This window comes from Hoeflea sp. 108 (assembly GCF_000372965.1).
Taxonomy (GTDB): Bacteria; Pseudomonadota; Alphaproteobacteria; order Rhizobiales; family Rhizobiaceae; genus Aminobacter.
Map to the genome: position 1 here is coordinate 4,095,236 of NZ_KB890024.1, position 22,968 is coordinate 4,118,203.

General features: G+C 65.6%; 26 protein-coding genes. 18 read left to right on the top strand and 8 right to left on the bottom strand.

Going from position 1 to position 22,968, the window contains the following annotated elements; translation table 11 throughout:
• Nucleotides 1-80: 80 nt before the first annotated feature.
• The 4 genes from B015_RS0120235 to B015_RS0120250 are packed head-to-tail and all read left to right on the top strand — an operon-like array spanning nucleotide 81 to nucleotide 1,461.
• The gene (locus tag B015_RS0120235; protein ID WP_018429561.1) at nucleotides 81-380 is read left to right on the top strand and encodes a helix-turn-helix domain-containing protein; all 300 of its coding nucleotides are present in this window, start codon (nucleotides 81-83) and stop codon (nucleotides 378-380) included.
• 12 nt (nucleotides 381-392) lie between these two features.
• A complete protein-coding gene (locus B015_RS0120240) occupies nucleotides 393-761 on the top strand; it encodes a type II toxin-antitoxin system RelE/ParE family toxin (protein WP_018429562.1) in 369 nt (122 codons plus the stop codon).
• Nucleotide 762: 1 nt separating this feature from the next.
• Nucleotides 763-1,131: an XRE family transcriptional regulator gene (locus B015_RS31260; RefSeq protein ID WP_018429563.1), complete on the top strand. Its 369-nt coding sequence runs from the start codon at nucleotides 763-765 to the stop codon at nucleotides 1,129-1,131.
• Between the two features lie 57 nt (nucleotides 1,132-1,188).
• A complete protein-coding gene (locus tag B015_RS0120250; protein ID WP_018429564.1) occupies nucleotides 1,189-1,461 on the top strand; it encodes a hypothetical protein in 273 nt (90 codons plus the stop codon).
• A 63-nt stretch (nucleotides 1,462-1,524) separates the two neighbouring features.
• On the opposite strand, the gene B015_RS33900 is transcribed toward B015_RS0120250, so the two are convergent.
• Together B015_RS33900 and B015_RS0120265 are read right to left on the bottom strand one after the other, a co-directional pair.
• Nucleotides 1,525-2,025, bottom strand: a complete 501-nt coding sequence (locus B015_RS33900; protein WP_018429565.1) for a hypothetical protein — start codon at nucleotides 2,023-2,025, stop codon at nucleotides 1,525-1,527.
• A gap of 22 nt (nucleotides 2,026-2,047) precedes the next feature.
• Nucleotides 2,048-3,076: an NAD(P)H-binding protein gene (locus B015_RS0120265; protein ID WP_026227531.1), complete on the bottom strand. Its 1,029-nt coding sequence runs from the start codon at nucleotides 3,074-3,076 to the stop codon at nucleotides 2,048-2,050.
• Between the two features lie 89 nt (nucleotides 3,077-3,165).
• On the opposite strand from B015_RS0120265, the gene B015_RS0120270 reads away from it, so the two are divergent.
• The 5 genes from B015_RS0120270 to B015_RS0120290 all read left to right on the top strand — a co-directional run bounded on the left by B015_RS0120270 (nucleotide 3,166) and on the right by B015_RS0120290 (nucleotide 8,527).
• The gene (locus B015_RS0120270; protein ID WP_018429567.1) at nucleotides 3,166-4,059 is read left to right on the top strand and encodes a LysR family transcriptional regulator; all 894 of its coding nucleotides are present in this window, start codon (nucleotides 3,166-3,168) and stop codon (nucleotides 4,057-4,059) included.
• Nucleotides 4,060-4,284: 225 nt separating this feature from the next.
• Entirely contained in the window at nucleotides 4,285-5,478 is a 1,194-nt protein-coding gene (locus B015_RS0120275) for a hypothetical protein (RefSeq protein ID WP_018429568.1), read from the top strand.
• Between the two features lie 175 nt (nucleotides 5,479-5,653).
• Complete coding sequence (locus B015_RS0120280; RefSeq protein ID WP_018429569.1) at nucleotides 5,654-7,798, top strand: ParB/RepB/Spo0J family partition protein; 2,145 nt, start codon at nucleotides 5,654-5,656, stop codon at nucleotides 7,796-7,798.
• A 97-nt stretch (nucleotides 7,799-7,895) separates the two neighbouring features.
• Nucleotides 7,896-8,297: a hypothetical protein gene (locus B015_RS0120285; protein WP_018429570.1), complete on the top strand. Its 402-nt coding sequence runs from the start codon at nucleotides 7,896-7,898 to the stop codon at nucleotides 8,295-8,297.
• Entirely contained in the window at nucleotides 8,294-8,527 is a 234-nt protein-coding gene (locus B015_RS0120290) for a DUF6117 family protein (RefSeq protein ID WP_018429571.1), read from the top strand. Before B015_RS0120285 ends, B015_RS0120290 begins: the two co-directional genes overlap by 4 nt.
• 3 nt (nucleotides 8,528-8,530) lie before the next feature.
• On the opposite strand, the gene B015_RS0120295 is transcribed toward B015_RS0120290, so the two are convergent.
• Nucleotides 8,531-8,887: a hypothetical protein gene (locus B015_RS0120295; RefSeq protein WP_157632790.1), complete on the bottom strand. Its 357-nt coding sequence runs from the start codon at nucleotides 8,885-8,887 to the stop codon at nucleotides 8,531-8,533.
• Nucleotides 8,888-9,127: 240 nt separating this feature from the next.
• Here B015_RS0120295 and B015_RS0120300 point away from each other — a divergent pair, with 240 nt between their 5' ends.
• From B015_RS0120300 to B015_RS0120315, 4 genes are all read left to right on the top strand, one after another.
• Nucleotides 9,128-9,565, top strand: coding sequence for an antirestriction protein (locus B015_RS0120300; RefSeq protein WP_018429573.1), 438 nt, complete (start codon nucleotides 9,128-9,130; stop codon nucleotides 9,563-9,565).
• A gap of 154 nt (nucleotides 9,566-9,719) precedes the next feature.
• Nucleotides 9,720-14,066, top strand: coding sequence for a strawberry notch family protein (locus tag B015_RS0120305; RefSeq protein WP_018429574.1), 4,347 nt, complete (start codon nucleotides 9,720-9,722; stop codon nucleotides 14,064-14,066).
• Nucleotides 14,066-15,112, top strand: coding sequence for a toprim domain-containing protein (locus B015_RS0120310; RefSeq protein WP_018429575.1), 1,047 nt, complete (start codon nucleotides 14,066-14,068; stop codon nucleotides 15,110-15,112). The genes B015_RS0120305 and B015_RS0120310 overlap by 1 nt, the downstream gene beginning before the upstream one ends.
• A 314-nt stretch (nucleotides 15,113-15,426) precedes the next feature.
• Complete coding sequence (locus tag B015_RS0120315) at nucleotides 15,427-16,362, top strand: DUF2493 domain-containing protein (RefSeq protein WP_026227533.1); 936 nt, start codon at nucleotides 15,427-15,429, stop codon at nucleotides 16,360-16,362.
• 10 nt (nucleotides 16,363-16,372) lie between these two features.
• On the opposite strand, the gene B015_RS0120320 is transcribed toward B015_RS0120315, so the two are convergent.
• A complete protein-coding gene (locus tag B015_RS0120320; RefSeq protein ID WP_018429577.1) occupies nucleotides 16,373-16,933 on the bottom strand; it encodes a flavin reductase family protein in 561 nt (186 codons plus the stop codon).
• Nucleotides 16,917-17,201 (bottom strand): hypothetical protein, encoded by a 285-nt coding sequence (locus tag B015_RS0120325; protein ID WP_018429578.1) that lies wholly within the window; start codon nucleotides 17,199-17,201, stop codon nucleotides 16,917-16,919. The genes B015_RS0120320 and B015_RS0120325 overlap by 17 nt, the downstream gene beginning before the upstream one ends.
• Nucleotides 17,202-17,269: 68 nt before the next feature.
• Here B015_RS0120325 and B015_RS33625 point away from each other — a divergent pair, with 68 nt between their 5' ends.
• Nucleotides 17,270-17,407, top strand: a complete 138-nt coding sequence (locus tag B015_RS33625; protein WP_018429579.1) for a hypothetical protein — start codon at nucleotides 17,270-17,272, stop codon at nucleotides 17,405-17,407.
• On the opposite strand, the gene B015_RS0120335 is transcribed toward B015_RS33625, so the two are convergent.
• Nucleotides 17,390-17,830 (bottom strand): helix-turn-helix domain-containing protein, encoded by a 441-nt coding sequence (locus B015_RS0120335; protein ID WP_012092599.1) that lies wholly within the window; start codon nucleotides 17,828-17,830, stop codon nucleotides 17,390-17,392. The two genes, B015_RS33625 and B015_RS0120335, sit on opposite strands and share 18 nt — an antisense overlap.
• Before the next feature lie 85 nt (nucleotides 17,831-17,915).
• On the opposite strand from B015_RS0120335, the gene B015_RS0120340 reads away from it, so the two are divergent.
• From B015_RS0120340 to merBA, 4 genes are read left to right on the top strand one after another with little or no spacing between them, the layout of a single operon-like run.
• On the top strand, nucleotides 17,916-18,341 hold the full coding sequence (locus tag B015_RS0120340; RefSeq protein WP_012092600.1) for a mercuric transporter MerT family protein: 426 nt from the start codon (nucleotides 17,916-17,918) through the stop codon (nucleotides 18,339-18,341).
• A 20-nt stretch (nucleotides 18,342-18,361) separates the two neighbouring features.
• Complete coding sequence (locus tag B015_RS0120345; protein ID WP_012092601.1) at nucleotides 18,362-18,655, top strand: cation transporter; 294 nt, start codon at nucleotides 18,362-18,364, stop codon at nucleotides 18,653-18,655.
• Entirely contained in the window at nucleotides 18,656-18,904 is a 249-nt protein-coding gene (locus B015_RS0120350; RefSeq protein ID WP_012092602.1) for a hypothetical protein, read from the top strand.
• A complete protein-coding gene (gene merBA, locus B015_RS0120355; RefSeq protein ID WP_012092603.1) occupies nucleotides 18,901-21,138 on the top strand; it encodes a bifunctional organomercurial lyase/mercury(II) reductase MerBA in 2,238 nt (745 codons plus the stop codon). Before B015_RS0120350 ends, merBA begins: the two co-directional genes overlap by 4 nt.
• Nucleotides 21,139-21,150: 12 nt before the next feature.
• Here the strand turns inward: merBA and B015_RS0120360 are convergent, their stop codons facing one another.
• The gene (locus B015_RS0120360) at nucleotides 21,151-21,525 is read right to left on the bottom strand and encodes a hypothetical protein (RefSeq protein WP_012092604.1); all 375 of its coding nucleotides are present in this window, start codon (nucleotides 21,523-21,525) and stop codon (nucleotides 21,151-21,153) included.
• Nucleotides 21,522-22,968, bottom strand: a 1,447-nt coding sequence (locus B015_RS31270; RefSeq protein WP_040456326.1) for a hypothetical protein, incomplete at its 5' end; no start/stop codon positions are given. The genes B015_RS31270 and B015_RS0120360, both read right to left, overlap by 4 nt.

Genomic DNA, 22,968 nt, shown 5'->3' on the forward strand with positions numbered 1-22,968 from the left:
TCGGCCGTTCCGACATCGCTCCGGGGAGAACCGCGCCGTCCCTCCTGGCACCAAGCGCGACGAGCCAAAGGAGGCGAACCATGCGTGACGCCAACCAGCAGCGTCGGTGGCCAACGGCCGACATCCTGCGTCGCGCCAGGTTCGTCGATGACGCCGGACCGATCCGCTTCGTCGATACCGAGGCGGCTGCCCGCTACCTCGCCCTCGAAGCGCATACGCTGGAATGCTACCGCTCGCTGGGTGGCGGGCCAATCTTCCATAAGTTCGGGAAATGGGTCCGCTACGCGGTCGACGATCTCGATGCCTGGGCTGAAAGTTGCCGTCGCGTGACCACGGCGTCGCCGGCCGCGCCGCGCATCCTTCCCATTGACTTCGCATAGCCTGGAGGCTATATGACTTGGGAAGTCAGATTGCATTCGGCCTTTGAGGACGAGGTTCTGGCCTTCGAGCGAGACGTCCGTATCGCGCTGGTCGCCGCCACCAAGCTGCTCGCCGATTTCGGCCCGCAGCTTGGCCGACCCCACGCAGACACGCTCAAGGGGTCCAGACACGCCAATATGAAGGAGCTGCGGTTCGAGGCGGCCGATGGCGAATGGCGAGCAGCCTTCGCCTTCGACCCTGAGAGAAACGCGATCGTGCTCGTGGCCGGCGACAAGTCGGGCGGAAGCCAGAAGCGCTTCTACAGGAGCCTGATCGCAAAAGCGGATTTACGGTTTTCCGACCATCTGGAAAACCTGAAATCCGCAAAGAAGGGAAAGTGAGATGGCACGGAGCCTGAACGAATTCATCGCTGAACTCCCCGCGGATGAGCAGGCGGAGATCGAGGCGCGCTATCAGATCCTCAAGCAGGAAGTCGAAGGCCTGCGCGAGCTGCGCCAGATCGCCGGCAAGGCCCAGGCCGACATCGCGACGGCGCTGAACATCAAGCAGCCTTCAGTTTCGAAGATCGAGAAGCAGGCGGACATGTACCTCTCCACCCTTCGCAGCTATGTCGAGGCGATCGGTGGAAAGCTGGAACTGATCGTGAAGCTGCCGACCCGCCCGGCATTCACACTCCAGAACCTCGGCGATGTGGTTGAGCCGACTGGTAAGTCCGGCGTTGCCCGGCGCAAAGCTGTTGCCTCGCGGTAAGGTCATGTCGTCGATCAGTCCTTCCCTGGTGCCGGCAGACGTCCAGCGGATCGCGCTATGACAGTCGGTATCTCGCATGACCTCGACACCGGGAGGGTGGTCCTGGTCGTTCGGGCCGATCGGGCGATCTACGATTTTGCACCGGATCGGGCTCGCATGATCGCTGCCGAATTGCGCGCGGCAGCTCAGGCAGGCGGCGCGGTCCTCATTGTGGCCACGGCGGACGATGGCCGACAAGTAAGGCTGGGTGGCGACGCGACGGCCGCCCTCGGCATGGCTGAGGATATCGAGCGGAATGCCGATTTCGGCGATGCCATTAAAGACCTTTAGCCCGCCATGACGCGTGACCCAGAAAGCGTCGGAAAGCCTGGGCAATCCGCCAACTGGCTGAAGTCAGCTACGTGAAACGTGCGCGACCTTTGTGGCCGGCATATCTGCAATCGTGGCATAGGCAACCAACGGCACGATGATTAGGCTGGACACGATGGTGATGATCACCTTGCTGCCGATTGCAGTGACCTGCGTGAGCAGCCCATCGCCAAGCCAAGGCAGAACCAGCGCCAGCGGCAGGGCAAACATCGCGGCGCACAAGCTGGCTGCGGCGATCGCGCGGACAACCAGATTGCGCGGCAGCAAGGTCGCCAGCGGAGGAGCGCGAAGCCCCGCGTCGCGCATCATCCGCCCGTCCGCAAGCGCCTTCCTGATGAACGGTGTGCCCAGCAGCACCGACAGCAGGCCGATCCAGATCGGCGTCATGGCAAGGTCCGCACCGATGAGGTCAAGAGGCAGCACCGGCTCTGCGCGCCAAAGATAGGCGGTATAGGCCGCGTTGCAGAGGGCATTGAACGCCGCGACGCCAAGCGCCTGCGCAATCAGATAGGTCTTCCAGGTCATCTCTGTCTCCTTTCAGTGAGTGTCAGGCGAAGGCAAAGCCAGCGCCCTGGTGCGGGCGGTCAAGGCAGCCCATGTCGCCCAGAGTCGCCGCGATGGAATGGTCGAGGGGCGTATGCGGCTCTGTGCCGAGCAGGTCCACGAGACGTCCGTTATCCAGGCGCATCGGATGCTTCCAGACCGGCTCGATCTCCAGTGCTTCCTTTGGGAACCCGCCAAAGGGGGCCGCAAGACGCATCATCCACCATGGGAATGCGCGCTCGGGCACGTTCTTGCCGACGACCCGGCGGACCGCGTCGCGCATCTGCGTGCCTGTCGCATCCCAGTGACCGGCGAACTGAACCGTTTCGTGAGGCCGCAACCGCTCGGGGATCGACAGCAGTCCGGCAAAGGCCGCCGCAAGATCGGGCAGATAGGCGTAGGCATGCGGAACGCCGGGCGCCATGCTGATGAACTTCCGCACCGGCTGCCCCGGCTTCACCATCGCCTGTGCAAACCAGCTTGCTCGTGCCGCCGGCCCGAAAAAGTCTCCCGCCCTTACTATGAGCGACGGAACTTCCGGCGCGGCCTGCACCAGCGTGCGTTCGAGCGCGATGCGGGTCTCGCCCTTCTTTGTACGCGCATTCTGCTGCGTGTTGTCGTCGATCACGGGCGTGCGCGCCGGGTCATAATTATAGACCGTACCGGGCAGGACGATGCGGGCGCCACCCGCCGCGCGGGCGGCCGCCAGCGTGTTGTCGATCATCGGCAGCACGAGCGATGACCAGTTTCGATAGCCCGGCGGATTGACCGCATGCACGATGGCTGAGACGCCGTCCTGCATGGTGGCGGCACGCACGACAGCGGCTTCATCCATGACGTCGCCCGCCACGAATTGTGGCGCCGGGCAATCATGACGCCAGCCGGACGTCGCCGCTTCGATGTCGCGGCATAGGGCGCGAACCTGCCATCCATCCCGGATGAGCTGGGTAGTGATCGCACCCCCAATGCCGCCTGTGGCGCCTAGCACAAGGGCAGTCCTGCGGACCCCGTTTGCTGAAACAGTGTGAACCATGAGTGATCTCCTTTTCGATGGAGAGAGCTTCGGCCAGAACGGATCACAAGGAAATTGCCAGCTTTTGGCTATCAGCCTATAAGAATTTTATGAGCAAGAACGTGGGATGGGATGATCAGCGCGCCTTCTTGGCGGTGATGGAGACGGGCAGCCTGTCGGCCGGGGCGCGCCGGCTGGGGCTGTCGCAGCCGACGGTGCGCGCGCGCATCGAGGGGCTGGAAGCTGCGCTGGGCACGGCGTTGTTCACACGGTCAGTGCATGGACTGGTGCCCACGCCGACAGCCGAGGCGATGGCTGCGCCCGCCCGTGCCATGGCACATGCATCGGAGGCCATGCTGCGCGCGGCGTCCGCCGATTCAGCGGCGGCCGCGGGTCGGGTCCGGCTCAGCGTCTCCGAATTCGTGGGACAGGAAGTCCTGCCTCCCATGCTTCGCAGCCTGCGCGACAAGCATCCGCAGCTCACGGTCGAATTCGAACTCAGCAATGCCAGCGCCGACCTGCTCGACCAGCAGGTGGATGTCGCTGTGCGTATGCACCCGCCCGAGCAATCCGCCCTCGTGGTGAAAAAGGTGCCTTCGATCCCACTCGGCCTGTTCGCTCACCGCGATTATCTTGAAACCTATGGCCGCCCCGCTTCGAGAGCCGAGATTGGCGATCATCTGTTTATCGGGCCCGACCGCAACCGAGGCGATCTCGCCGTTGCGGCACGGATCGGAGATCCCGCGCACATCCGCTGGATCGCCCGGACGGACAGTCATCCCGCGCAGCTTGCGCTCGCGCGCGCCGGCCTTGGCATCGCCGTCGCTCAGATACCGACGGCTGCGCGTTATCCCGAACTGCAACGCGTTCTGTCCGACATTGAGCTTCCACAATTGCCGACCTGGATCGTGACGCATGAGAATCTGCGCCGCTTGCCGCGTGTCGGGGCGCTGTTCGACCATCTGGTGGACGCGTTCGAGGTCTATGGCGGCCGCGTCTCATAATCGCCATAGACGAACCGCTGGTGTGCCCAATCGCCAAACTTGCAGTTAAGCTTGGCCTCGGAGGGGAAAGCCTTCCCCTGCGTCCAAAGCCAACGGTCTCGGCCGACCCCTTCTGCGGGGCGGCTGCCCCGCAACGCCCCGCTGAGAGTGAGAGAGTGGATCGGTTTTCCGTGACGGGTTGAGGGTTGGAGAAGAGTCTCCGACGCCCGTCATGGAGATTGGTCCATGAACATGCAGGTTCTCGACGCCCGCCGTGACTTGAACGGCGGCTACAAGGTCGATGTCAGCCGAGGGGAGCGGATCGGCCGCGTCTCGTCGGAATGGTTTTCTCGCCCCGCCGATGAGCGCTACCTGTCCCTGACCGAGCTGGGCCGTGCGGTTAGCGATCGCGCCGAACGCAGCCGGACGCGCGTGGTAGAGAGCGCACTCGTCCATGTAGAGGCTAACCGCGACGACCCGGAGCGGCTGGCGCTCATCCTCCCGGGCACCGACACTCCCATCGCGCCGACGCACTGGTCGTTCGGCCAACTCGCCAGCCTGGTCGGAGCGCCCGCCGCCTATTTGCGGCAGCTCCCCGCCGCCCTCGCTGGCATCAACCTGCAATACGGCCTGACCTCCAATCGGGCCGAGCAGATCAAGACGCTCGAAACCGACAACGGCCGCGTCGAGCTTCGCGCCGTCACCGGCCCGGACTACGGCCGGATCTTCGACCACGAGCTGGTCGAGGCCGTGCAGCGCATCGCCGGCAACGGCACGGGCGACACCCGCTGGAAGGTCCCGGGCGTGCTCGACTGGTCGACCGGCATCTACAATCCCCGCGTCGACATCACCAAGGACACGACGACGCTCTACGCCTCCGATCGCGACGTCTTCCTGTTCCTGGTCGACGACCTGAATCCGATCGAGGCCGGCCGACTGCCGGACGGATCGCCCGACCTCTATTTCCGGGGCTTCTATTGCTGGAATTCCGAGGTCGGCGCCAAGACGCTCGGAATGGCGAGTTTCTATCTCCGGGCGGTCTGCCAGAACCGCAATTTGTGGGGCGTGGAGGATTTCGAGGAAATCACCATCCGCCACTCCAAATATGCCGCCAATCGCTTTGCGCACGAGGCGGCCCCGGCGCTGCTGAACTTCGCGAACTCCTCGCCCCTGCCGTTCGTCAACGGCATCAAGGCGGCCCGCGAGCGGATCGTCGCCAGGACGGACGAAGACCGCACTGACTTCCTGCGTCGGCGCGGCTTCTCCAAGGCCGAGACCGGCAAGATCATCGACAGGGTGCTGGCGGAGGAAGGCCGCCCTCCGGAGTCCATCTTCGACTTCGTGCAGGGCATCACCGCCGTCGCGCGCGACAAGCCGCATCAGGACGCCCGCCTCGACATGGAGGGCAAGGCCAAGAAGCTACTCGATCGAGCTGCCTGATTTCCGCGAAACCGGGGATGCGGTTTTCCGCGTCTCCGGCTTTGCGCTTCCGTGCCTTTCTGGTTTGCCGGTCCGTGGCGCTGCCCCCTTTAGAGGAAGAGGGCGGCGCTTCGCTTCGTGACGGGTTGGAGGTTGAGAGAGAGTCTCTCGGCCGCCCGTCGCGGAGTAAATCCCGATGGCTACTGCCGTTCAGAAGATCATCCTGTCGTCCTCGCGCGACATCCCCTTCAACAAGCTGGTGCTCAGCCAGTCCAACGTCCGGCGAGTGAAGGCCGGCGTTTCGATCGAGGACCTGGCAGCCTCGATCACTCGTCGCGGCCTGATCCAGAGTCTCAGCGTCTTTCCAGTCGTTGACGCCGAAGGCAACGAGACCGGCATGTTCGAGGTGCCCGCTGGCGGTCGCCGCTTCCGCGCGCTCGAACTGCTGGTGAAGCAGAAGCGTCTCGCCAAGGTCGCGCCCGTGCCCTGCGTGGTCCGCGATCGCGACGACGCCATCCTCCCCGAGGAGGTGTCGCTGGCGGAGAACATCGAGCGCGCGCCGCTCCATCCCCTCGATCAGTTCCGCGCCTTCCACGACATGCTGACCAAAGGCATGACCGAAGAAGAGATTGCGGCGGCGTTCTTCGTGCCCGTCAACGTGGTCAAGCAGCGGCTGCGCCTCGCAACGGTCTCGCCCGTCCTCCACGACGTCTATGCCGACGATGGCATGACGCTGGAGCAGCTCATGGCCTTCACGGTCTCCGAAGACCACCAACGTCAGGTGCAGGTCTGGGACGCGATCAAGGACGCCTGGTCGAAGGAGCCCTACCAGATCCGGCGCATGCTGACCGAGACCACGGTGCGCGCGTCAGACAAGCGTGCCGTCTTCCTCGGCATCGACACCTATGAGGCGGCTGGCGGCATCGTCATGCGCGATCTTTTCCAGGCCGATGATGGCGGTTGGCTGCAGGACGTCGGGCTTCTCGATCGACTCGTCGCCGAGAAGCTGAAGGCCGAGGCCGAGGTGATCGCCACTGAAGGCTGGAAGTGGATCGAGGTCGCGGTCAGCTTCCCCTACGACGCGGTGCGCGGCCTGCACGAGGTCCCCGGCACGCCGCTCGATCTATCGGCCGAGGAACAGGCGACCATCGAGGCGCTCACCGCCGAGCAGACCAGGCTCGAAGCCGAATATCAGGACGCCGACGAACTGCCCGATGAGATCGACGAGCGTATGGGCGAGATCGAGACGGCTCTGGCCGCGTTCGACGATCGCCCCGAGCACTTCGACCCGGCCGACATCGCCATCGCCGGCGTCTTCGTCAGCATCGACGCCGACGGATCGCTTTCGGTCGATCGCGGCTTCGTTCGGCCCGAGGATGTGCCTCAGGTCCGGACCGATGGCGAGGAGGGCTCGGAGACGGACACCGAATCCGCCGGCACCGCGAGCCCCTCGGTGCAGCGCGCCGTCATCACCATCGGGGGCCAGCCAGTCGACCCCGAAGAGGATGATGACGACGACGGGATCAAGCCGCTGCCCGAACGTCTCGTCGTCGAGCTGACCGCCTACCGCACCCTCGCGCTGCGCAATGCCGTCGCGGACAACCCGCACATCGCCATGACGGCGCTTCTCCACAAGCTGGTCTCGGACAACTTCATGACCCGCATGTACACGGGCGCCATGGAGGCGGGGATGAAGCATATCTTCTTCCCCGTTCAGGACGAGACGCTGAAGGACAGCCCCTCCGCGCGAGCCGTGCAGGAGCGTCACGACGCCTGGGCCGCCGACATCCCGAAGGACGACGACGCCCTCTGGGACTGGCTCGCCGCGCTTGACGATGCCAGCCGCATGGCTCTGCTGGCGCACTGCGTCAGCTATGGGGTCAACGCGCTCTATGAGCGGCCGAACCCGCACAGCGCGGGCGGCGTGTCGCAGCATACGCTCGACATGAGGCTCGCGCAGGCCGACCGGCTGACGCGCGCGACCGGCCTCGACATCGTCGAAGCCGGCTGGCGCCCGACCTTCGGCAACTACCTCAACCGTGTCACCAAGCCGCGCATCCTAGAAGCCGTCCGCGAAGGCGCCGGCGAACGGGCGGCCGAGCTTATCGCCCATCTGAAAAAGGGCGACATGGCCAAGGAGGCCGAGCGTCTCCTGGCCGACAGCGGTTGGGTGCCTGAGCCGCTTCGGGTTGCCGACGTTGACGGCGATCCGGCATCGGACGCGGACGGAGGCGAAGAAGCCGAGGGGGCCGAATTGCCTGACTTTCTCAGCACCGACGATGACTCGGAACCGCAGGCCGATAGCGAGGACGACGAACGTCGCCTCGTCGCCGCCGAATGAGCGGCTCGCGGGGCGGCTTCGGCCGCTCCGCAACTTCCAATCCCATCCGCTCAGAGCCCGGCCCAGCGCCGGGCTCTTTTCGTTTCAGGAGCCTGATATGGCCGAACATCTCACCCGCTTCTCCTGCCTGCTCGACGTCGGCTCAGTCGCCAATGTCGCGCAGGCGTTCGACATCTACACCGCGCTGATGGCCGAGAACGGTCGCGAAGACCCGCCCGCCGAGCCGTTCCTGCTCTCGCTGACGCCCGAGCATGGCGCGACACGCCTCTGGCTTCGCGACCCAGGCACCGCCGATCCGCAATTACTGATAACCTTCGTCACCCGCTGCGCCGAGACGTTCGCGCTCACCGGCACCTGGGGGTTTCAGTGGGCCGGCATTGCCTCGGACCCTGTCATCGATGGCTTCTCCGGCGGTGCCCATCTGCTCGACCTCTCAACTGGCCGCACGATCCAATGGATCAGCACCGGCCGCTGGCTCGCTGAGGGAGGTGCGCGATGATTCCCGATCACGCGCGCGCCAACTTCCAGACCCTGCTTCGCGCAGCGGAAAGCGGCGACCTGGCGCTGATGGAATGCACGGACGCCGCGACCGGCGAGCCGCGCTATGTCATCTGTGCCGTCGGCCGTGACGGCGGCGACTATATGTTCACGCCGTTCGGCCATCTGGCGGACGGCAATCCCTATGACGCTTACCTTCCGCCCGACACGGGCGATGAAACGGCTGTCTGAACTCTACCAGACGGCCACTTCCCATTGACCGTTGACGCGCGCGAAGCCGACCGGACGGTTCTGGGGCGTGGCGTTCGCCCGGGTCGTATCCATCGTGAGCTGCGTCATGCACGTCACGCCGGGTCCGACACCGCCCGGCGAACAATCACCAAGCTTGAGTGTCGCATTTGCCAGCGACGTCCCCGTGAAGAGGCGATGGCGGCGGACGGCCGCGATGGCCTCTTCTTCTGTCGGCTGCGCCACGCCCGCGACCGCGGCGGATGCGCCACCGGGCGCGATCACCGGGCGGAGCGCGAATCCCGCCCCAAAGCCCACTACGAGGCATCCTGCGGCCACCATGCCGATCACACTACCCTTCATCACCGTCTCCCTCCGGGGCCTCGCTAGGTCGGGCGGACATGCGTCCCCGATCGCCGAGGCCGTGTTTCGCCATGTGCTGGATGAAGGAATGTAGCGCCGCGCATCCCACCTCGGAAGTCCGCGCGATCAATCGGTCATGCCGCGCGCCAGAGTGAGAGGACGGCCGGGACGGGTTCGAGCCGGTCCGGTCGAGAGAGAGCGCCGCCGGCTCGTCCCGATCCGCTCTCCGGAGAAATCCTCATGCCCGACATTATAAACACCACCGACGGTTCCCCAGCGCGCGCTGTCACCCTCGTACCGGAGGCTCGCCGGATGGGCTTCCTGCCGCTGCTCTTCGGCCGCCAGCATGTCCTTGTGGCGGAGATGACCGTCTATCACCTGATGGAGCGCCTCAGCCCGCTCGATTATCGCGGCGGTCTCTGGGACTTCTATGAGCGCGACGGGAGGCCCCTATACCTCGCGCCGACCTCGAAGCCCCGCTTTCAGATCGTCTGCGATACCAACGGCTATGAGGGCGAGGTATCGGCCGACGCCGCCGGCATCATCGCGACGCTTTTCGCCTTCTCCCATCTCTCCTTCAAGTATCCGGTCGACGCGATGTCGGAAGGATATGGCCGCCTTTACGACCACGCCGCGGACCATCCGGAATCCGCGGAGATCTTCCAGGCGATCGACTGAAATCGGCTGCTTCCCTCAGCGCCCGGCCTCACGGTTGGGCGCTTTTTTTATGTCGGCGGATCAGAGGAAGAGGACGGCCGGGACGGGTCGAGTCCGGGCGGTCGAGAGAGAGCGCCGCCGGGCTTGTCCCTTCCGCTCTCCCGAGGTTCCTCCCATGAACATTTTGTCTCCCGTGGCCCTTCCGGCCGCGCCCGTCACCCGTGCGTCCCCGATCCTCGCGGTGGCGCAACAGCTTCTCGATTATCTCGAACGCGGCCAGCGCATCGACGCCGCGATCCTCCGTGCAGCGATGGAAGAAGCCTTCGGCGCATCCGACACCAGCGGCGCCTGGGACTGGAAGGCCGCCTATGAGGCCTGCGAGGTCGCGACAGTCCTCTTCCTGCGCAAATACGGAAAGGCGCTTTTCCGCAAAGCCGCATCTCCGGCTGCACGTCTCTCCGCTCTTGGGAAGATCGCCGGGCTCCTGCCGACGCATACGCGGCGTTCGGAAGAATCGCAGGCGCTTCAGCAGTTCTCGACGCCGGCGCCGCTCGGTCTCGCCGCCGTGGCGGCCGCCTCCATAACTGCTGGCGACATTGTCTTGGAGCCCTCGGCTGGCACCGGCCTGCTCGCCATCCTGGCCGAGATATCCGGCGGAACGCTCCTCCTCAACGAACTGGCCGAGACCCGAGCCGATCTGCTCGCTGCGCTGTTTCCGGCCGTTGCCGTCACGCGCTTCGACGCCGCCCAGATCAACGATCATCTCACGCCGGGCGCTGTCCCCTCCGTCGTGCTCATGAACCCGCCATTCTCGGCCATGGCAAACGTCTCCGGCCGCGTTGCCGACGCCGCCTATCGCCATGTCGCTTCAGCACTGGCACGGCTCGCCGAAGGCGGGCGGCTGGTGGCGATCACCGGCGCCAACTTCGGCCCCGACCTTCCAGCGTGGCGCGAGGCCTTCGCCCGGCTTCAGGAGCGTGGCCGCGTCGTCTTCACCGCGGCCGTGGACGGCTCGGTCTATGCCAAGCATGGCACGACCATCGACACCCGTCTGACCGTGATCGACAAGATCCCGGCCGCCAATCCGGGCGCTTTCCCGGGATCGCCCGGCATCGCGCCCGACGTCGACACGCTGCTCGGCTGGATCGAAACGCAGGTTCCCCCGCGTCCGACCGCAACCCTCCCGCCAGTGACAACCTCGGCGTCCGCCGCCACGCCCAGGACCGTTCGCGGATACCTCGCTCGCACCACCGCTGCACGTCCCGCCACGCCCGCGTCCATCGAGCCCGAAGGGATCGAACTCGCCTATGAGACCGTGGACTGGACGCCCGCCGAAGAAGGCCGGATCACCGACGCGATCTATGAAGAATACGGATTGCAGGCGATCCGCATTCCCGGTGCTCAGGCCCATCCGACCAAGCTGGTCCAATCCGTGGCGATGGCCTCGGTCCCGCCGCCCAAACCGAGCTACCGGCCTCGGCTGCCCGCCAACGTCCTCACAGACGGCCTTCTCTCCGACGCGCAGCTCGAAACCGTCATCTACGCCGGCGAGGCGCACTCCGACTTCCTCGCGGGATCATGGACGCTCGACGAAACCTTCGACGTCGTCTCGGCCGCGCCCGACGATGCGCCGAACGCCGTGCGCTTCCGCCGGGGCTTCATGCTCGGCGACGGCACCGGCGCCGGCAAGGGTCGCCAGTCGGCCGGCATCATCCTCGACAACTGGATGCAGGGCCGCCGCAAGGCGGTGTGGATCTCCAAATCCGACAAGCTGCTGGAGGATGCCCAGCGCGACTGGTCGGCCCTCGGCATGGAGCGCCTGCTGGTCACGCCGCTGTCGCGCTTCCCGCAGGGCAAGGACATCACGCTCTCGGAAGCCGTCCTATTCACCACCTATGCCACGCTACGGTCCGACGACCGGGGCGAAAAGCTTTCCCGCGTCAAGCAGATCGTCGAATGGTTGGGCTCCGACTTCGATGGAGTGATCATCTTCGACGAGAGCCACGCCATGCAGAACGCCGCTGGTGGAAAAGGCGAACGCGGCGACGTCGCCGCCTCGCAGCAGGGCCGTGCGGGCCTCCGGCTCCAGCACGCCCTGCCGAATGCGCGCGTCGTCTATGTCTCGGCGACCGGCGCGACCACCGTCCACAATCTCGCCTATGCCCAGCGCCTCGGTCTCTGGGGCGGCGAGGACTTCCCGTTCTCTACCCGCGCCGAATTCGTCGAGGCGATCGAGGATGGCGGCGTCGCGGCGATGGAAGTGCTGGCCCGCGACCTGCGCTCGCTCGGTCTCTACACGGCCCGCTCACTGTCCTATGACGGCGTCGAATACGAACTGGTCGAGCACCAGCTCACCCCCGAGCAGACCGGCATCTACGACGCCTATGCCGGCGCCTTCGCCGTCATTCATAACAATCTCGATGCGGCGATGCAGGCCGCCAACATCACTGGCGACGGCGGCACGTTGAACCGCCAGGCCAAATCCGCCGCCCGCTCGGCCTTCGAATCCGCCAAGCAGCGCTTCTTCGGCCATCTGCTGACCTCGACGAAGACGCCCACCCTGATCCGCTCGATCGAGCAGGACCTAGTCGACGGCCATGCCGCCGTGATCCAGATCGTGTCGACCGGCGAAGCCCTGATGGAGCGCCGTCTCGCGGAGATCCCCACCGAGGAATGGAACGACGTCCGGGTGGACATCACCCCGCGCGAGTACGTTCTGGATTACCTCGCCCATTCCTTCCCGGTGCAGCTTTATGAGCCCTTCACCGACAGCGAGGGCAACCTGTCGTCGCGGCCGGTGTTTCGCGAGGGCCAGCCGGTCGAAAGCCGCGACGCCGTTGCCCGTCGTGACCGCCTGATCGAGAGGCTCGCTTCGCTGCCACCCGTCCCCGGCGCGCTCGACCAGATCGTCCAGCGCTTCGGCACCGATGTCGTAGCAGAGGTGACGGGACGTTCGCGCCGCATCGTCCGCAAGTCGGGTGCCGACTCCATGACCAGCCCCGGCGGCATCGACCGCCTCGCCGTGGAGAACCGCGCCGGGTCGGCCAATCTGGCCGAGACGCAGGCGTTCATGGATGATCAGAAACGCATTCTGATCTTCTCCGACGCCGGCGGCACCGGGCGCAGCTACCACGCCGATCTGTCGGCGCGGAACCAGCGCCTGCGCGTCCACTATCTGCTGGAGCCGGGCTGGAAGGCCGACGCCGCCATTCAGGGCCTGGGCCGCACCAACCGGACCAACCAGGCGCAACCACCGCTGTTCCGGCCGATCTCGACGGACGTGAAGGCGGAAAAGCGGTTCCTGTCGACCATCGCCCGCCGCCTCGACACCTTGGGCGCCATCACGCGCGGCCAGCGCCAGACCGGCGGCCAAGGCCTGTTCCGGCCCGAGGACAATCTGGAAAGCCACTACGCCCGCGACGCGCTGCGGCAGCTCTACCTGCTGCTGGTGCGCGGCAAAGTCGAGGGGTGCTCGCTCCAGATGTTCGAGGATGCCACCGGCCTGTCGCTGATGGACTCCACCGGCATCAAGAATGAGTTGCCGCCGATCACCACGTTCCTGAACAGGTTGCTGGCGCTGACCATCGAACTTCAGGGCGTCCTGTTCACGGCGTTCGAGCGGCTGCTGAACGCCAAGATAGAAGGCGCTATCGCTTCCGGCAGCTACGACGTCGGCTTGGAAACGCTACAGGCCGAGAGCTTCATCGTCACCGATCGCCGGACGATCCATGTTCATCCCGGCACCGGCGCCGAGGCCCGGCTGCTGACCATCACCCAGCGCCAGCGCAACCGTCCCGTGACGCTGGCCGCGGCGCTCGGCCATCTCGATGACCCGGGCGCGAGGCTGCTGATCAACGAGCGCTCGGGCCGCGCCGCCGTGCAGATACCGACCACCAGCATCATGCTGGACGATGGCGAGATCGAACGGCGCGTGCGGCTGATCCGGCCGATGGAGGCGCACAACGTCCCCATCAGGATGATGGACGAGACCCATTGGGTGCAGGCGGAGCAGATCGCCTTCACTGCGGCATGGGATGCCGAGGCCGCCGAGGTGCCGGAATATGCCGATAGCACCATTCATGTCGTCAGCGGGCTATTGCTGCCGATCTGGAAGCGGCTTCCGAACGAATCGACTCGGGTTTATCGACTCCAGACAGACGACGGCGAGCGCATCGTCGGTCGCCGCGTCTCCCCCGCATGGGTGGCCGGCGCGCTCGCCACCGGCACGTCGACCCTGACGCCGGACGACGCCTTCATGGCGCTGATGGACGGCAAGACCATTCTCGATCTGACCGAGGGTCTTCAGCTTCGCCGCGTCCGGGTCATGGGCGCCAACCGCATCGAGCTGTCGGGCTTCACCGACCCCATGCGTGATCGCCTGCGGGCCTATGGCCTCTTTCACGAAATCATCTCGTGGAAGCTGCGGATGTTCGTGCCGACCGATACGACCGGGGCGGCCATCCTCGCCAAGGTGCTGGAGCGCCACCCGGTCGAACGCATCGGCGAGCGGGAGGCGGCGTGATGGCACGGCAGGACGCTTCCGAACTGGCGATCCGTCTCGGCCGACAGGCCGAGGCGGTGTGCCGCCACTATCTCTCCGCGGGACATCGCGAGGGCCGCTACTGGCTTGTCGGCGATGTCCGCAACACACTCGGCCGCTCGATGTTCGTGCGGCTGAAGGGCGGCGAGACCGGCAAGGGCGCCGCCGGCAAATGGACCGACGCCGCAACCGGTGAGCATGGCGATCTCCTCGACGTCATCCGCGAGAGCTGCGGCCTGAACGACTTCAAGGACGTCGCCGATGAGGCGCGCACCTTCCTGTCGATGCCGCATCCCGAACCGGACCGTCCGCATGACGGCGAGCGCAAGACACCTGCACCAGCCGGATCACCGGAAGCGGCACGGCGGCTCTTTGCCATGGCGCAACCGATTTCGGGCACACTCGTAAAGACGTATCTCCGCACACGCGGCATTACGGATTTGCACGGAACCGGAAGCCTGCGCTTTCATCCCCGCTGCTATTACCGGCCTGACGAGCACTCTCCGACCGAGACCTGGCCGGCGATGATTGCATCGGTCACCAATCTCGACGGGCGTCAGACCGGCGCGCATCGCACCTGGCTCGCCCCAGACGGATCGGACAAGGCCCCGATCGACACGCCGAGACGGGCGATGGGCGACCTCCTGGGCCATGCCGTCCGTTTCGGCGTAGCGGGCGAAGTGATGGCGGCGGGCGAAGGGATCGAGACGATGCTGTCGCTCAGGATGGCGCTGCCCACCATGCCGATGGCGGCGGCACTCTCGGCGGCACATCTCTCGGCCATCCTGTTCCCCGACACGCTGCGCCGGTTCTACATCGCCCGCGACAATGATCCGGCCGGCGACGGTGCGATGGCGACGTTGATCGAACGGGCGAACGCGGCCGGGATCGAGGCGGTCGTGGTGTCTCCAACCTTGGGCGACTTCAACGAGGATCTCCGTTTGGCGGGTCTGGACAGTCTCCGGGCAGCGGCACGGGTTCAGATCGCGCCACAGGACGTCGCACGCTTCATGGCGCTGGCGGCATAGGCCGGCAGGAGAATGCAGGCGGCGGGAGCACCGTCGTCGGCATCGCTCGGATGATCCCCAGGTCGGAGAGAACCGCGCCCCGGCCTTCGAGAGGGCGATCGGCCAGCAAACGGCCCGGACCCGCAATGCCTGCGGCGGACTATTTTCCGGCGCGGCCGAGAGCCGCTTTCCATCGCGAGGCAAAATAGCCCGCCTTCGTCATCCTCCGCTGTGCTCCGGCCCTCCGCTCCGCTGCGGATGCAGGTCCGGCCCGCCCGCCGGCTTTCGTCGCCATGAAGGCCGCGAGGGTCGCGGTCGAACCGACGGAGCATCCCATGAGCGAGCACGACGACTACGAACCGCACCACGCCTCTTCACCCACCGACCATGTTCTCAGCGAACTCCAGCTTTACGGCTACCGTCCCTTCACGGATGAACCCGATCCCCGACCGCTTCCGGAAGGCGACCATGTCGCCGGCGCCATCGCCGATATCTTCGACGCCCTGATCGTCACTCTGGAGGACACCCGCCTCGAGCCCGACCTCGACGATCTCCTCTGGTCGACGGTCAACGTCTTCCACCGGGCCAACGAACGGATCGAGCGCGAGCTGGACGACAACGAGCAGGCGCAGCGCCGCGGCCAGCGCGAACAGGACGGCAGCGAAGTGAAGGCCGTCGAGCTGGAACGCCTGACGGCCGAGGGCCAGACCATGATCGAACGCCGCAACGCGTTCGAGTTGATGCGCGACCAGGCCGCCGAGCACTACGAGCGCCACACCGGATCGAACTGGCGACCGCGCAGCGGATCGATGGTCAACCATCGCAACCTGACCTCGGCGATGATCGACAGCCGCGACTTCCTCGCCGCCAAGAAGCGGGCCGACAATCAAGTGCTGCTGCCCGCCGGTCCGAAGATCGCCTTTACCGGCGGGCTCGACTTCAACGATCACCACCTGATCTGGGCCAAGCTCGATCAGGTCCACGCCAAGCACCCCGACATGGTGCTGCTGCACGGCAAGTCACCGAAGGGTGCCGAGAAGATCGCGGCGAAATGGGCCGACACCCGCAAGGTGCCGCAGGTCGGCTTCGCACCCGACTGGACGAAACACGCCAAGGCCGCACCGTTCAAGCGCAACGATCAGATGCTCGACATCCTGCCGATCGGGGTCATCGTCTTCCCCGGCACCGGCATTCAGGACAATCTCGCCGACAAGGCGAGGAAGCTCGGCATCCCGCTGTTCGACTTCCGCCCGAAGGGAGGTGGCGCGTGAGCGCCGCCTCTCACAGCATCTCGGGTCGAAACAGCGATCTGCGGCTGATGACCTTGCCGGACACCACGAACACGCCATCGCCGGTGTAATGCAGCGTCTCGGGATGCTTTGGCGACGTGGCGACATGCGCCTTCGCTACCTCGAAGATGAAGAAATTGTACTTGTCGACCAGCGCGTCGTCGTGAAGGCGGCATTCGAAGCTGGCATGGCATTCGCCGATCAACGGCGCATCGACCTTGCTCGCCTCCTGCTGCGTGAGATTGAACTTTGCGAACTTGTCGACCTCGGCCCCCGACGTGTTGCCGATCCCCACCACGGTATCGGTCAGCGCCGTCGTCGGCAGGTTGACCACGCATTCCCGGCTTTCGCGGATCATGCGGTGGCTGTGATTGCCGCCGGAGATCATCAGGCCGACCAGAGACGGCGAGAATTCCAGGATCGTGTGCCAGCCGAGCGTCATGATGTTGGTCGCGCCCCGCCACTTCGACGACACCAGCACGATCGGGCCGGGCTCCAGATAGCGCCGCACCTGGCCGACGGGGAAGTCGATCTTCTTAGGCAACTTCGGCACGGGCGTCCTCTTCAGCTGTTGGGCTTTGCACGACCATACCCGCCCATGTCGGCAGCATCACGACCGGCAGCATGGCGACGATGCTTCGGCGCGAAAGCATTGAACGGGCGATCCCATCATGGCCCCGGTCATGGCGGAAAACCATCACCCGCTTCCATTGCGCTGATCCTTGGTCCAGCCGCTGGCCTGACGCCATCAACCCGTAAAGGGTCGGACTACGCAAAGCGTGCCGCCGCTCCGGCTTTGCCTGCGCGGTGATTGCGGCCATCGGCCGGACACATCGGGCGCCTGTCGCGCGGGAGATGGTCTCCCGCCTCCAAGACAGGAGCCGGTCAGATGTCCCTCGATCAAGCTCACGCCTTCGCCTTCAGCCTCGCCACCACCCTCATGGTCTCCATCGTCATCTTCCAGGCCGGCGACGGCACCATCGGCGCTTATCTGAACAGTCAAGCTGTCTCACTGGCATTTCGCTGAGCTCGCCGGCTCCCGGAACAGCGTCTCGATCAGCGGACATTCCCGCCGATTGCCTTCTGTGCATTGGGCCACCACGTCCTTCAGCACTCGCTCCATGCGTTTCAGGTCGGCGATCTTTTCACGCACGTCGTCGAGATGCGCGGCGGCAACGGCGCTTGCCTCGGCGCAGGGCTGGTCGCGCTCGTCGACGAGGCGCAGCAGTTCACGGACTTCATCGAGGGAGAAGCCGAGCTCGCGCGCCCGCAAGACGAAGCGAAGCCGTCGCTCGTGGGTGCTGTCGTAGCTGCGATAGCCGCTCGCCGTGCGCGGCGGCTCCGGCAGGAGGCCGACCTTCTCGTAATAGCGGACCGTCTCCAGATTGCACCCTGTGCGCTGTGCGAGTTCGGCGCGCTTGAGGCCTTTCACGCCAGCGTGATCGCGCATCCAAAAATACCCCTTGACCCTGTAGTTGCTACAGACCGCACATTAGCGCCTGGATAGGTTTTCGACAAGAAGAGCGAGGTCGAACATGAATGCATCCCGACACGGACCAGCAGACGTTGCACCGACTGCGGCAAACCTGACGACGCCAGAGCGAAGCGAGGCCGGGCGACAGCGCCTGGTCGCCGTCGGCGGCATACTCGGCGCCATCGCCGCCTCGTCCTGTTGCATCATTCCGCTCGTCCTGTTCAGCCTCGGCATCGGCGGCGCCTGGATCGGCAATCTGACGGCGCTTGCGCCCTACAAGCCACTGTTTGTCGCCGCAACGGCGGGCATGCTCGGCTACGGCTTCTACCTTGTCTACTGGAAGCCGCGACAGGCCTGTGCCGATGGGGCTGCCTGCACGCGCGCCGTCCCCAGCCGCCTCGTTCAGATCGCGCTCTGGTTCGCGACCGTACTCGTCGCCGCTGCTTTCGCCTTCGACTACGTCGCGCCGCTGCTGCTTTCCGCCTGACACCAAGAGGAGACTACCCCATGAGGAAGAGTTTGAGCGCTTTCACTTTGATCGCGTCGGTGATGACTGCGCCTGCCGCCTTCGCCGCCGAACGCACTGTGACGTTTGCCGTCGACAACATGACCTGCGCCTCGTGCCCCTACATCGTGAAGACCACGATGGCGGCAATCCCCGGTGTCGCGAAGGTGACCGTCTCCTTCGAGGCGAAGTCCGCGACCGTGACCTTCGACGACGCTAAGACGAGCACCGATGCCATCGCAGCCGCCAGCATGAATGCTGGTTATCCGGCCCACCCGACGCAGCAAGGCAGCTAGATGACTGATCGCGCCGTAATCCGCGCAGGTGCCGTTGGCGCCGTCCTCGCCGCGATCTGCTGCGCGGCGCCGCTCCTCGCCGTCGGCCTGTCTCTGGCGGGTCTTGGCACGTGGCTGACAGGTGTGGGTGCAGTGGTGCTTCCCCTGATCGTCGCGGGCTTCGGCTTCGGCGCGTGGGGGCCCCATCATCGCCGGGCAAGAGCCACGGCCTATGAGACGAAGATTCGCAAGGAAGGCGTGAAGCCATGAACGATTGCTGTGCAACCTCCTCCCGGGACAACCCGGCCGTTTCTCAGCCCGCGACACTGGCGAGCTTTGCCGTTCGACCGGGCGTAACGTTTCCGGATTGGTCGGCGGTCACGTCGCCTGTGGTCAAGAACGCTCTGCAGGCGATGGTCGGGTCCGACCACGTGCTCAATCGCTGGAGCGGTTACGATCCCGCCACCGACAGGGTGCGTGTTGCGTTGCTCCGACTCTACGCCGACCACGGGGGTGCCCCGACCATAAGCGCGCTTGCGGAGCGTACAAAACTCAGTGAGATGGTCATCCGGCCACTGCTCGACGAGCTCCGCCGGCGCGACCTCGTCGTTCTCGATGGCGAGCTGATCGTCGGCGCCTATCCGTTCAGCGATCATAACACCGGCCATCGGGTCACTCTGGACGGACGCACGCTGAATGCAATGTGCGCGGTCGACGCGCTGGGCATCGGTGCCATGACCGATCGCGACACCGCGATCGCCTCGCCCTGCGGCCATTGCGGCGCACTGATCCGGATCACCACGCAGGACCGAGGGCGGGCACTCGCCGACGTCGAGCCACAGTCGGCCGTCATGTGGCAGAGCGTCCGTTATGAAGGCGGCTGCGCCGCGAGCTCGCTCTGCGCGACGACCGCTTTTTTCTGCTCGGACGAGCATCTTTCCGCCTGGCGCGACGAACGTTCCACCGACGAGCCAGGTTTCCGGCTGTCGATCGAGGAAGGACTGGAAGCCGGCCGTGCTCTGTTCGGGCCGAGCCTCGCTGGTCTCGATGTGGCGTCGAAGAGCCTGGTGGTCGCCAACCGACCCTTGCGCACAAACGGTCGCAATGGAGGCGCTTACGATCTCGTCGTCATCGGCGCCGGCTCGGCCGGCTTCTCGGCCTCGATCACGGCCGCCGATCAGGGCGCACAGGTGGCGCTCATCGGCAGTGGCACCATCGGCGGCACCTGCGTCAATGTCGGCTGCGTGCCGTCGAAGACCCTGATCCGCGCGGCCGAGACGCTTCATAACGCTCGCGTGGCGGCACGTTTTGCCGGCATTACTGCTGAAGCCGAACTGACAGACTGGCGCGGAACCGTTCGTCAGAAGGACACGCTCGTGTCTGGGCTGCGCCAGGCCAAATACGCGGACCTGCTCCCCGCGTACAATGGTATCGCCTATCGCGACGGGCCGGCTCGCCTCCTCGACGGCGGTGTCGAAGTTGACGGCGCGCGTATTGCCGCTGGCAAGATCATTATCGCAACCGGCGCGCGGCCGGCAGTTCCTGCTATTCCTGGCCTCGAGACCGTACCGTATCTCACCAGTACGACGGCGCTCGACCTCGAGGAACTGCCGCGATCGCTGCTGGTGATCGGCGGCGGTTATATCGGCGCGGAGCTCGCCCAGATGTTCGCCCGTGCCGGCGTCAAGGTGACCCTCGTCTGCCGGTCCCGACTGCTCCCCGAGGCCGAGCCCGAGATCGGCGCGGCGCTCACGGGGTATTTCGAGGATGAAGGCATCACCGTTATCTCCGGCATCGCTTACCGCGCGATCCGCAAAACCGAGGGCCGAGCGTCACTGACCGTCACGCGTGACGGTCACGATGTCCAGATCGACGCCGATCAGGTGCTGATCACCACGGGCCGCACGCCCAACATCGAAGGCCTTGGGCTGGCCGAGCACGGGATCACCGTCTCGGCGAAGGGCGGCATCGTGGTCGACGACCGCATGCGCACGACCAAGGCTGGCGTCTATGCCGCCGGCGACGTCACCGGCCGCGACCAGTTCGTCTACATGGCCGCCTATGGCGCCAAGCTCGCCGCCAAGAACGCCCTCAATGGCGACAGCCTGCGCTACGATAACAGCGCCATGCCCGCTATCGTCTTCACCGATCCGCAGGTCGCAAGCGTAGGTCTCACCGAGGCGGCGGCGCGTGCGGCCGGGCATGAGATCCGCGTTTCGACGATCGGTCTCGATCAGGTGCCGCGCGCACTCGCCGCCCGCGACACTCGTGGGCTTATCAAGCTCGTGGCCGATGCTGCTGGCGGTCGTTTGCTCGGCGCCCACATCCTCGCGCCGGAAGGTGCCGACAGCATTCAGACCGCGGCTCTCGCGATCCGCCAGGGTCTCACCGTCGATGACCTCGCGGACACGATCTTTCCTTACCTCACCACGGTCGAGGGGCTGAAGCTCGCAGCACTTTCGTTCGGCAAGGACATCGCCAAACTCTCCTGCTGCGCCGGGTGAGCACAATCGGCGTCAAGGGCGTTTCCTGCCGATGATCGGTATGACGTCGGCGGTGCGGTTATCGCGCCGCCGTTCCATAAGCTGGCACAGCGCGCGGACTTGACGATGCTGGGCGAGCACGGTTTCGACGGCGCGCCGCTCCTGTTCGGCCCGGGCCGTCCCCGCCGGCCGATCCGTCGCGTTGCGCCGGGCTCTCGACTCGGCAACTGCATGGCGGAAGGCTTCCAGCACCTCGGAAGCGCGGTTCGCGGTCGCGCGACTGACACCTGCCTCGATGGCCAGATTCACAACCGTCAGCCTGCCATCAGCCACGCGGGGGCACCCATAAAGGAGGCGCGCCATCGCCTCACGAAGCGCCTGTTCCGTGGCTGCACTGACCGGCTTCATGATGTGCGTTCCTTCAACGGCGCGATGAGCCTGCGTTTTCTGTCGTTGTCCAGGCGCAGCGCTTCGCGTTGCAGCGGGGAGAGACGCTTGTCGGCGAGAAGATCCTCCGCCTGTGCAATGGAGGCTTCCCATGGCGGGAGATGTCGCTCGACGAGGCAGGCGTTGGGACATCGGTCGGGCGCGCATCGCGACAGGACCGGCACCGAGGCTGAAGGTTTCTCAGACTCCCGCAGGCAGAGCGCCGTCAATGGGTCGAAGAAGCAGTCGTTCAGATATCCGACATGCAGCGTGCGCGCCAGATGCGCCAGCATCGCCTTCAGGCGCTTGCGATCGGCCAGTTGCCCCGGAAGCGGGCCGAGTTCGCGGCCGACCCGCTCCAGTTCCACGCCGACGCGCTTACCGGCGGGTCCGCCTGGACCGTGACCGCGTCGATGGTTTTCGAAGTAGTCGATGATGTCGTCGAGTTGTCCGAGCGCCAGTTCCTGTTCGACCTCCTGCCTGAAGCCGGATGCGGACGAGCCGGCATAGCCGTTGAACATGGCCACGGAGGCGTGCTTGTACTGGATTTTGCCGGCGACAACCCCGAAGGGCCGGTTCGCGATGTACCAGGCCAGCGTTCGCCTGAACTGACGGGTGTTGAAGCGCCAGACGTCTTCTCCCACTCGGGGGATCACAGGACTATCGTCCGCGCCATATCGCTCATCGAGATGTTCTCGGAATTGGTTGATCTTCTTGGCGATGAGTATCGGCGTCTCGGCATTGTTCGTCTCGCGGTCGTCAAGGGCAAGCCATAGCCGCTCTGTCCCCGCATTCCGGCGGAATCGTTCCGAAAGACGCTCGGCAACCCGGATCGCCTGGACGGCGGCCTCGATGGTGATCCATTCGACCTGTTCGCCGCGAGCGCCGCGATCCTTCCAGGTCACGCCCTCGATCGCCAGCCTTTCTGTTCGCCCGTCCCGGTCGAGATTCCGTTTCAGGCAGCCGGATCGCAGCGACTGCACCTCACCGTCGCGCATGCCCGTCAGATAGCAACACACGATATAGGCGGCCGTCTGCAGGTGCCGTTCTTCCCGCGCCAGGCTGATGGCATCGAAGCGCTCCCGCCACGGTCGCCCCGTGTCGGGATCCGGGGAGATCGGCGTGTCCATCCCGCCCACCTCGAACCCAAGCTCGTCGACAGCATCATGAACCATCGACAACAGGGCCGGATCTTTGTGGACGGTGGTGAGATGCAGCCCGCATTGCATCGTCAGGAGCTTCAGATTGATGACCTCGCCATCAAACCTGCCGCCCCGCGACAATCTGCCGGTCAGCCCCCCGATCGAAAGAGGTCTTTCCCAGACAGGAATGCCTCTTCCTTCCTCGCGACGCTTGTCGATCCAGGAGGCCAGCATTACCGCGGGCCGCGTGTGGCGGGCGCGCGAGCGTGCTGCGAACCGGCTG

Bases quoted from the DNA above. Each gene is read 5' to 3' on its own strand.
- B015_RS0120250 (WP_018429564.1), top strand. From the start codon at position 1,189: ATGACAGTCGGTATCTCGCATGACCTCGACACCGGGAGGGTGGTCCTG.
- B015_RS33625 (WP_018429579.1), top strand. From the start codon at position 17,270: ATGTCCCTCGATCAAGCTCACGCCTTCGCCTTCAGCCTCGCCACCACC.
- B015_RS0120345 (WP_012092601.1), top strand. From the start codon at position 18,362: ATGAGGAAGAGTTTGAGCGCTTTCACTTTGATCGCGTCGGTGATGACT.
- B015_RS33900 (WP_018429565.1), bottom strand. From the start codon at position 2,025: ATGACCTGGAAGACCTATCTGATTGCGCAGGCGCTTGGCGTCGCGGCG.
- B015_RS0120305 (WP_018429574.1), top strand. From the start codon at position 9,720: ATGAACATTTTGTCTCCCGTGGCCCTTCCGGCCGCGCCCGTCACCCGT.
- B015_RS0120285 (WP_018429570.1), top strand. From the start codon at position 7,896: ATGGCCGAACATCTCACCCGCTTCTCCTGCCTGCTCGACGTCGGCTCA.
- merBA (WP_012092603.1), top strand. From the start codon at position 18,901: ATGAACGATTGCTGTGCAACCTCCTCCCGGGACAACCCGGCCGTTTCT.
- B015_RS0120295 (WP_157632790.1), bottom strand. From the start codon at position 8,887: ATGAAGGGTAGTGTGATCGGCATGGTGGCCGCAGGATGCCTCGTAGTG.
- B015_RS0120270 (WP_018429567.1), top strand. From the start codon at position 3,166: ATGAGCAAGAACGTGGGATGGGATGATCAGCGCGCCTTCTTGGCGGTG.
- B015_RS0120350 (WP_012092602.1), top strand. From the start codon at position 18,656: ATGACTGATCGCGCCGTAATCCGCGCAGGTGCCGTTGGCGCCGTCCTC.
- B015_RS0120275 (WP_018429568.1), top strand. From the start codon at position 4,285: ATGAACATGCAGGTTCTCGACGCCCGCCGTGACTTGAACGGCGGCTAC.
- B015_RS0120240 (WP_018429562.1), top strand. From the start codon at position 393: ATGACTTGGGAAGTCAGATTGCATTCGGCCTTTGAGGACGAGGTTCTG.
- B015_RS0120280 (WP_018429569.1), top strand. From the start codon at position 5,654: ATGGCTACTGCCGTTCAGAAGATCATCCTGTCGTCCTCGCGCGACATC.
- B015_RS0120340 (WP_012092600.1), top strand. From the start codon at position 17,916: ATGAATGCATCCCGACACGGACCAGCAGACGTTGCACCGACTGCGGCA.
- B015_RS31260 (WP_018429563.1), top strand. From the start codon at position 763: ATGGCACGGAGCCTGAACGAATTCATCGCTGAACTCCCCGCGGATGAG.
- B015_RS0120325 (WP_018429578.1), bottom strand. From the start codon at position 17,201: ATGGCCGCAATCACCGCGCAGGCAAAGCCGGAGCGGCGGCACGCTTTG.
- B015_RS0120265 (WP_026227531.1), bottom strand. From the start codon at position 3,076: ATGGTTCACACTGTTTCAGCAAACGGGGTCCGCAGGACTGCCCTTGTG.
- B015_RS0120300 (WP_018429573.1), top strand. From the start codon at position 9,128: ATGCCCGACATTATAAACACCACCGACGGTTCCCCAGCGCGCGCTGTC.
- B015_RS0120335 (WP_012092599.1), bottom strand. From the start codon at position 17,830: ATGCGCGATCACGCTGGCGTGAAAGGCCTCAAGCGCGCCGAACTCGCA.
- B015_RS0120315 (WP_026227533.1), top strand. From the start codon at position 15,427: ATGAGCGAGCACGACGACTACGAACCGCACCACGCCTCTTCACCCACC.
- B015_RS0120290 (WP_018429571.1), top strand. From the start codon at position 8,294: ATGATTCCCGATCACGCGCGCGCCAACTTCCAGACCCTGCTTCGCGCA.
- B015_RS0120360 (WP_012092604.1), bottom strand. From the start codon at position 21,525: ATGAAGCCGGTCAGTGCAGCCACGGAACAGGCGCTTCGTGAGGCGATG.
- B015_RS0120235 (WP_018429561.1), top strand. From the start codon at position 81: ATGCGTGACGCCAACCAGCAGCGTCGGTGGCCAACGGCCGACATCCTG.
- B015_RS0120310 (WP_018429575.1), top strand. From the start codon at position 14,066: ATGGCACGGCAGGACGCTTCCGAACTGGCGATCCGTCTCGGCCGACAG.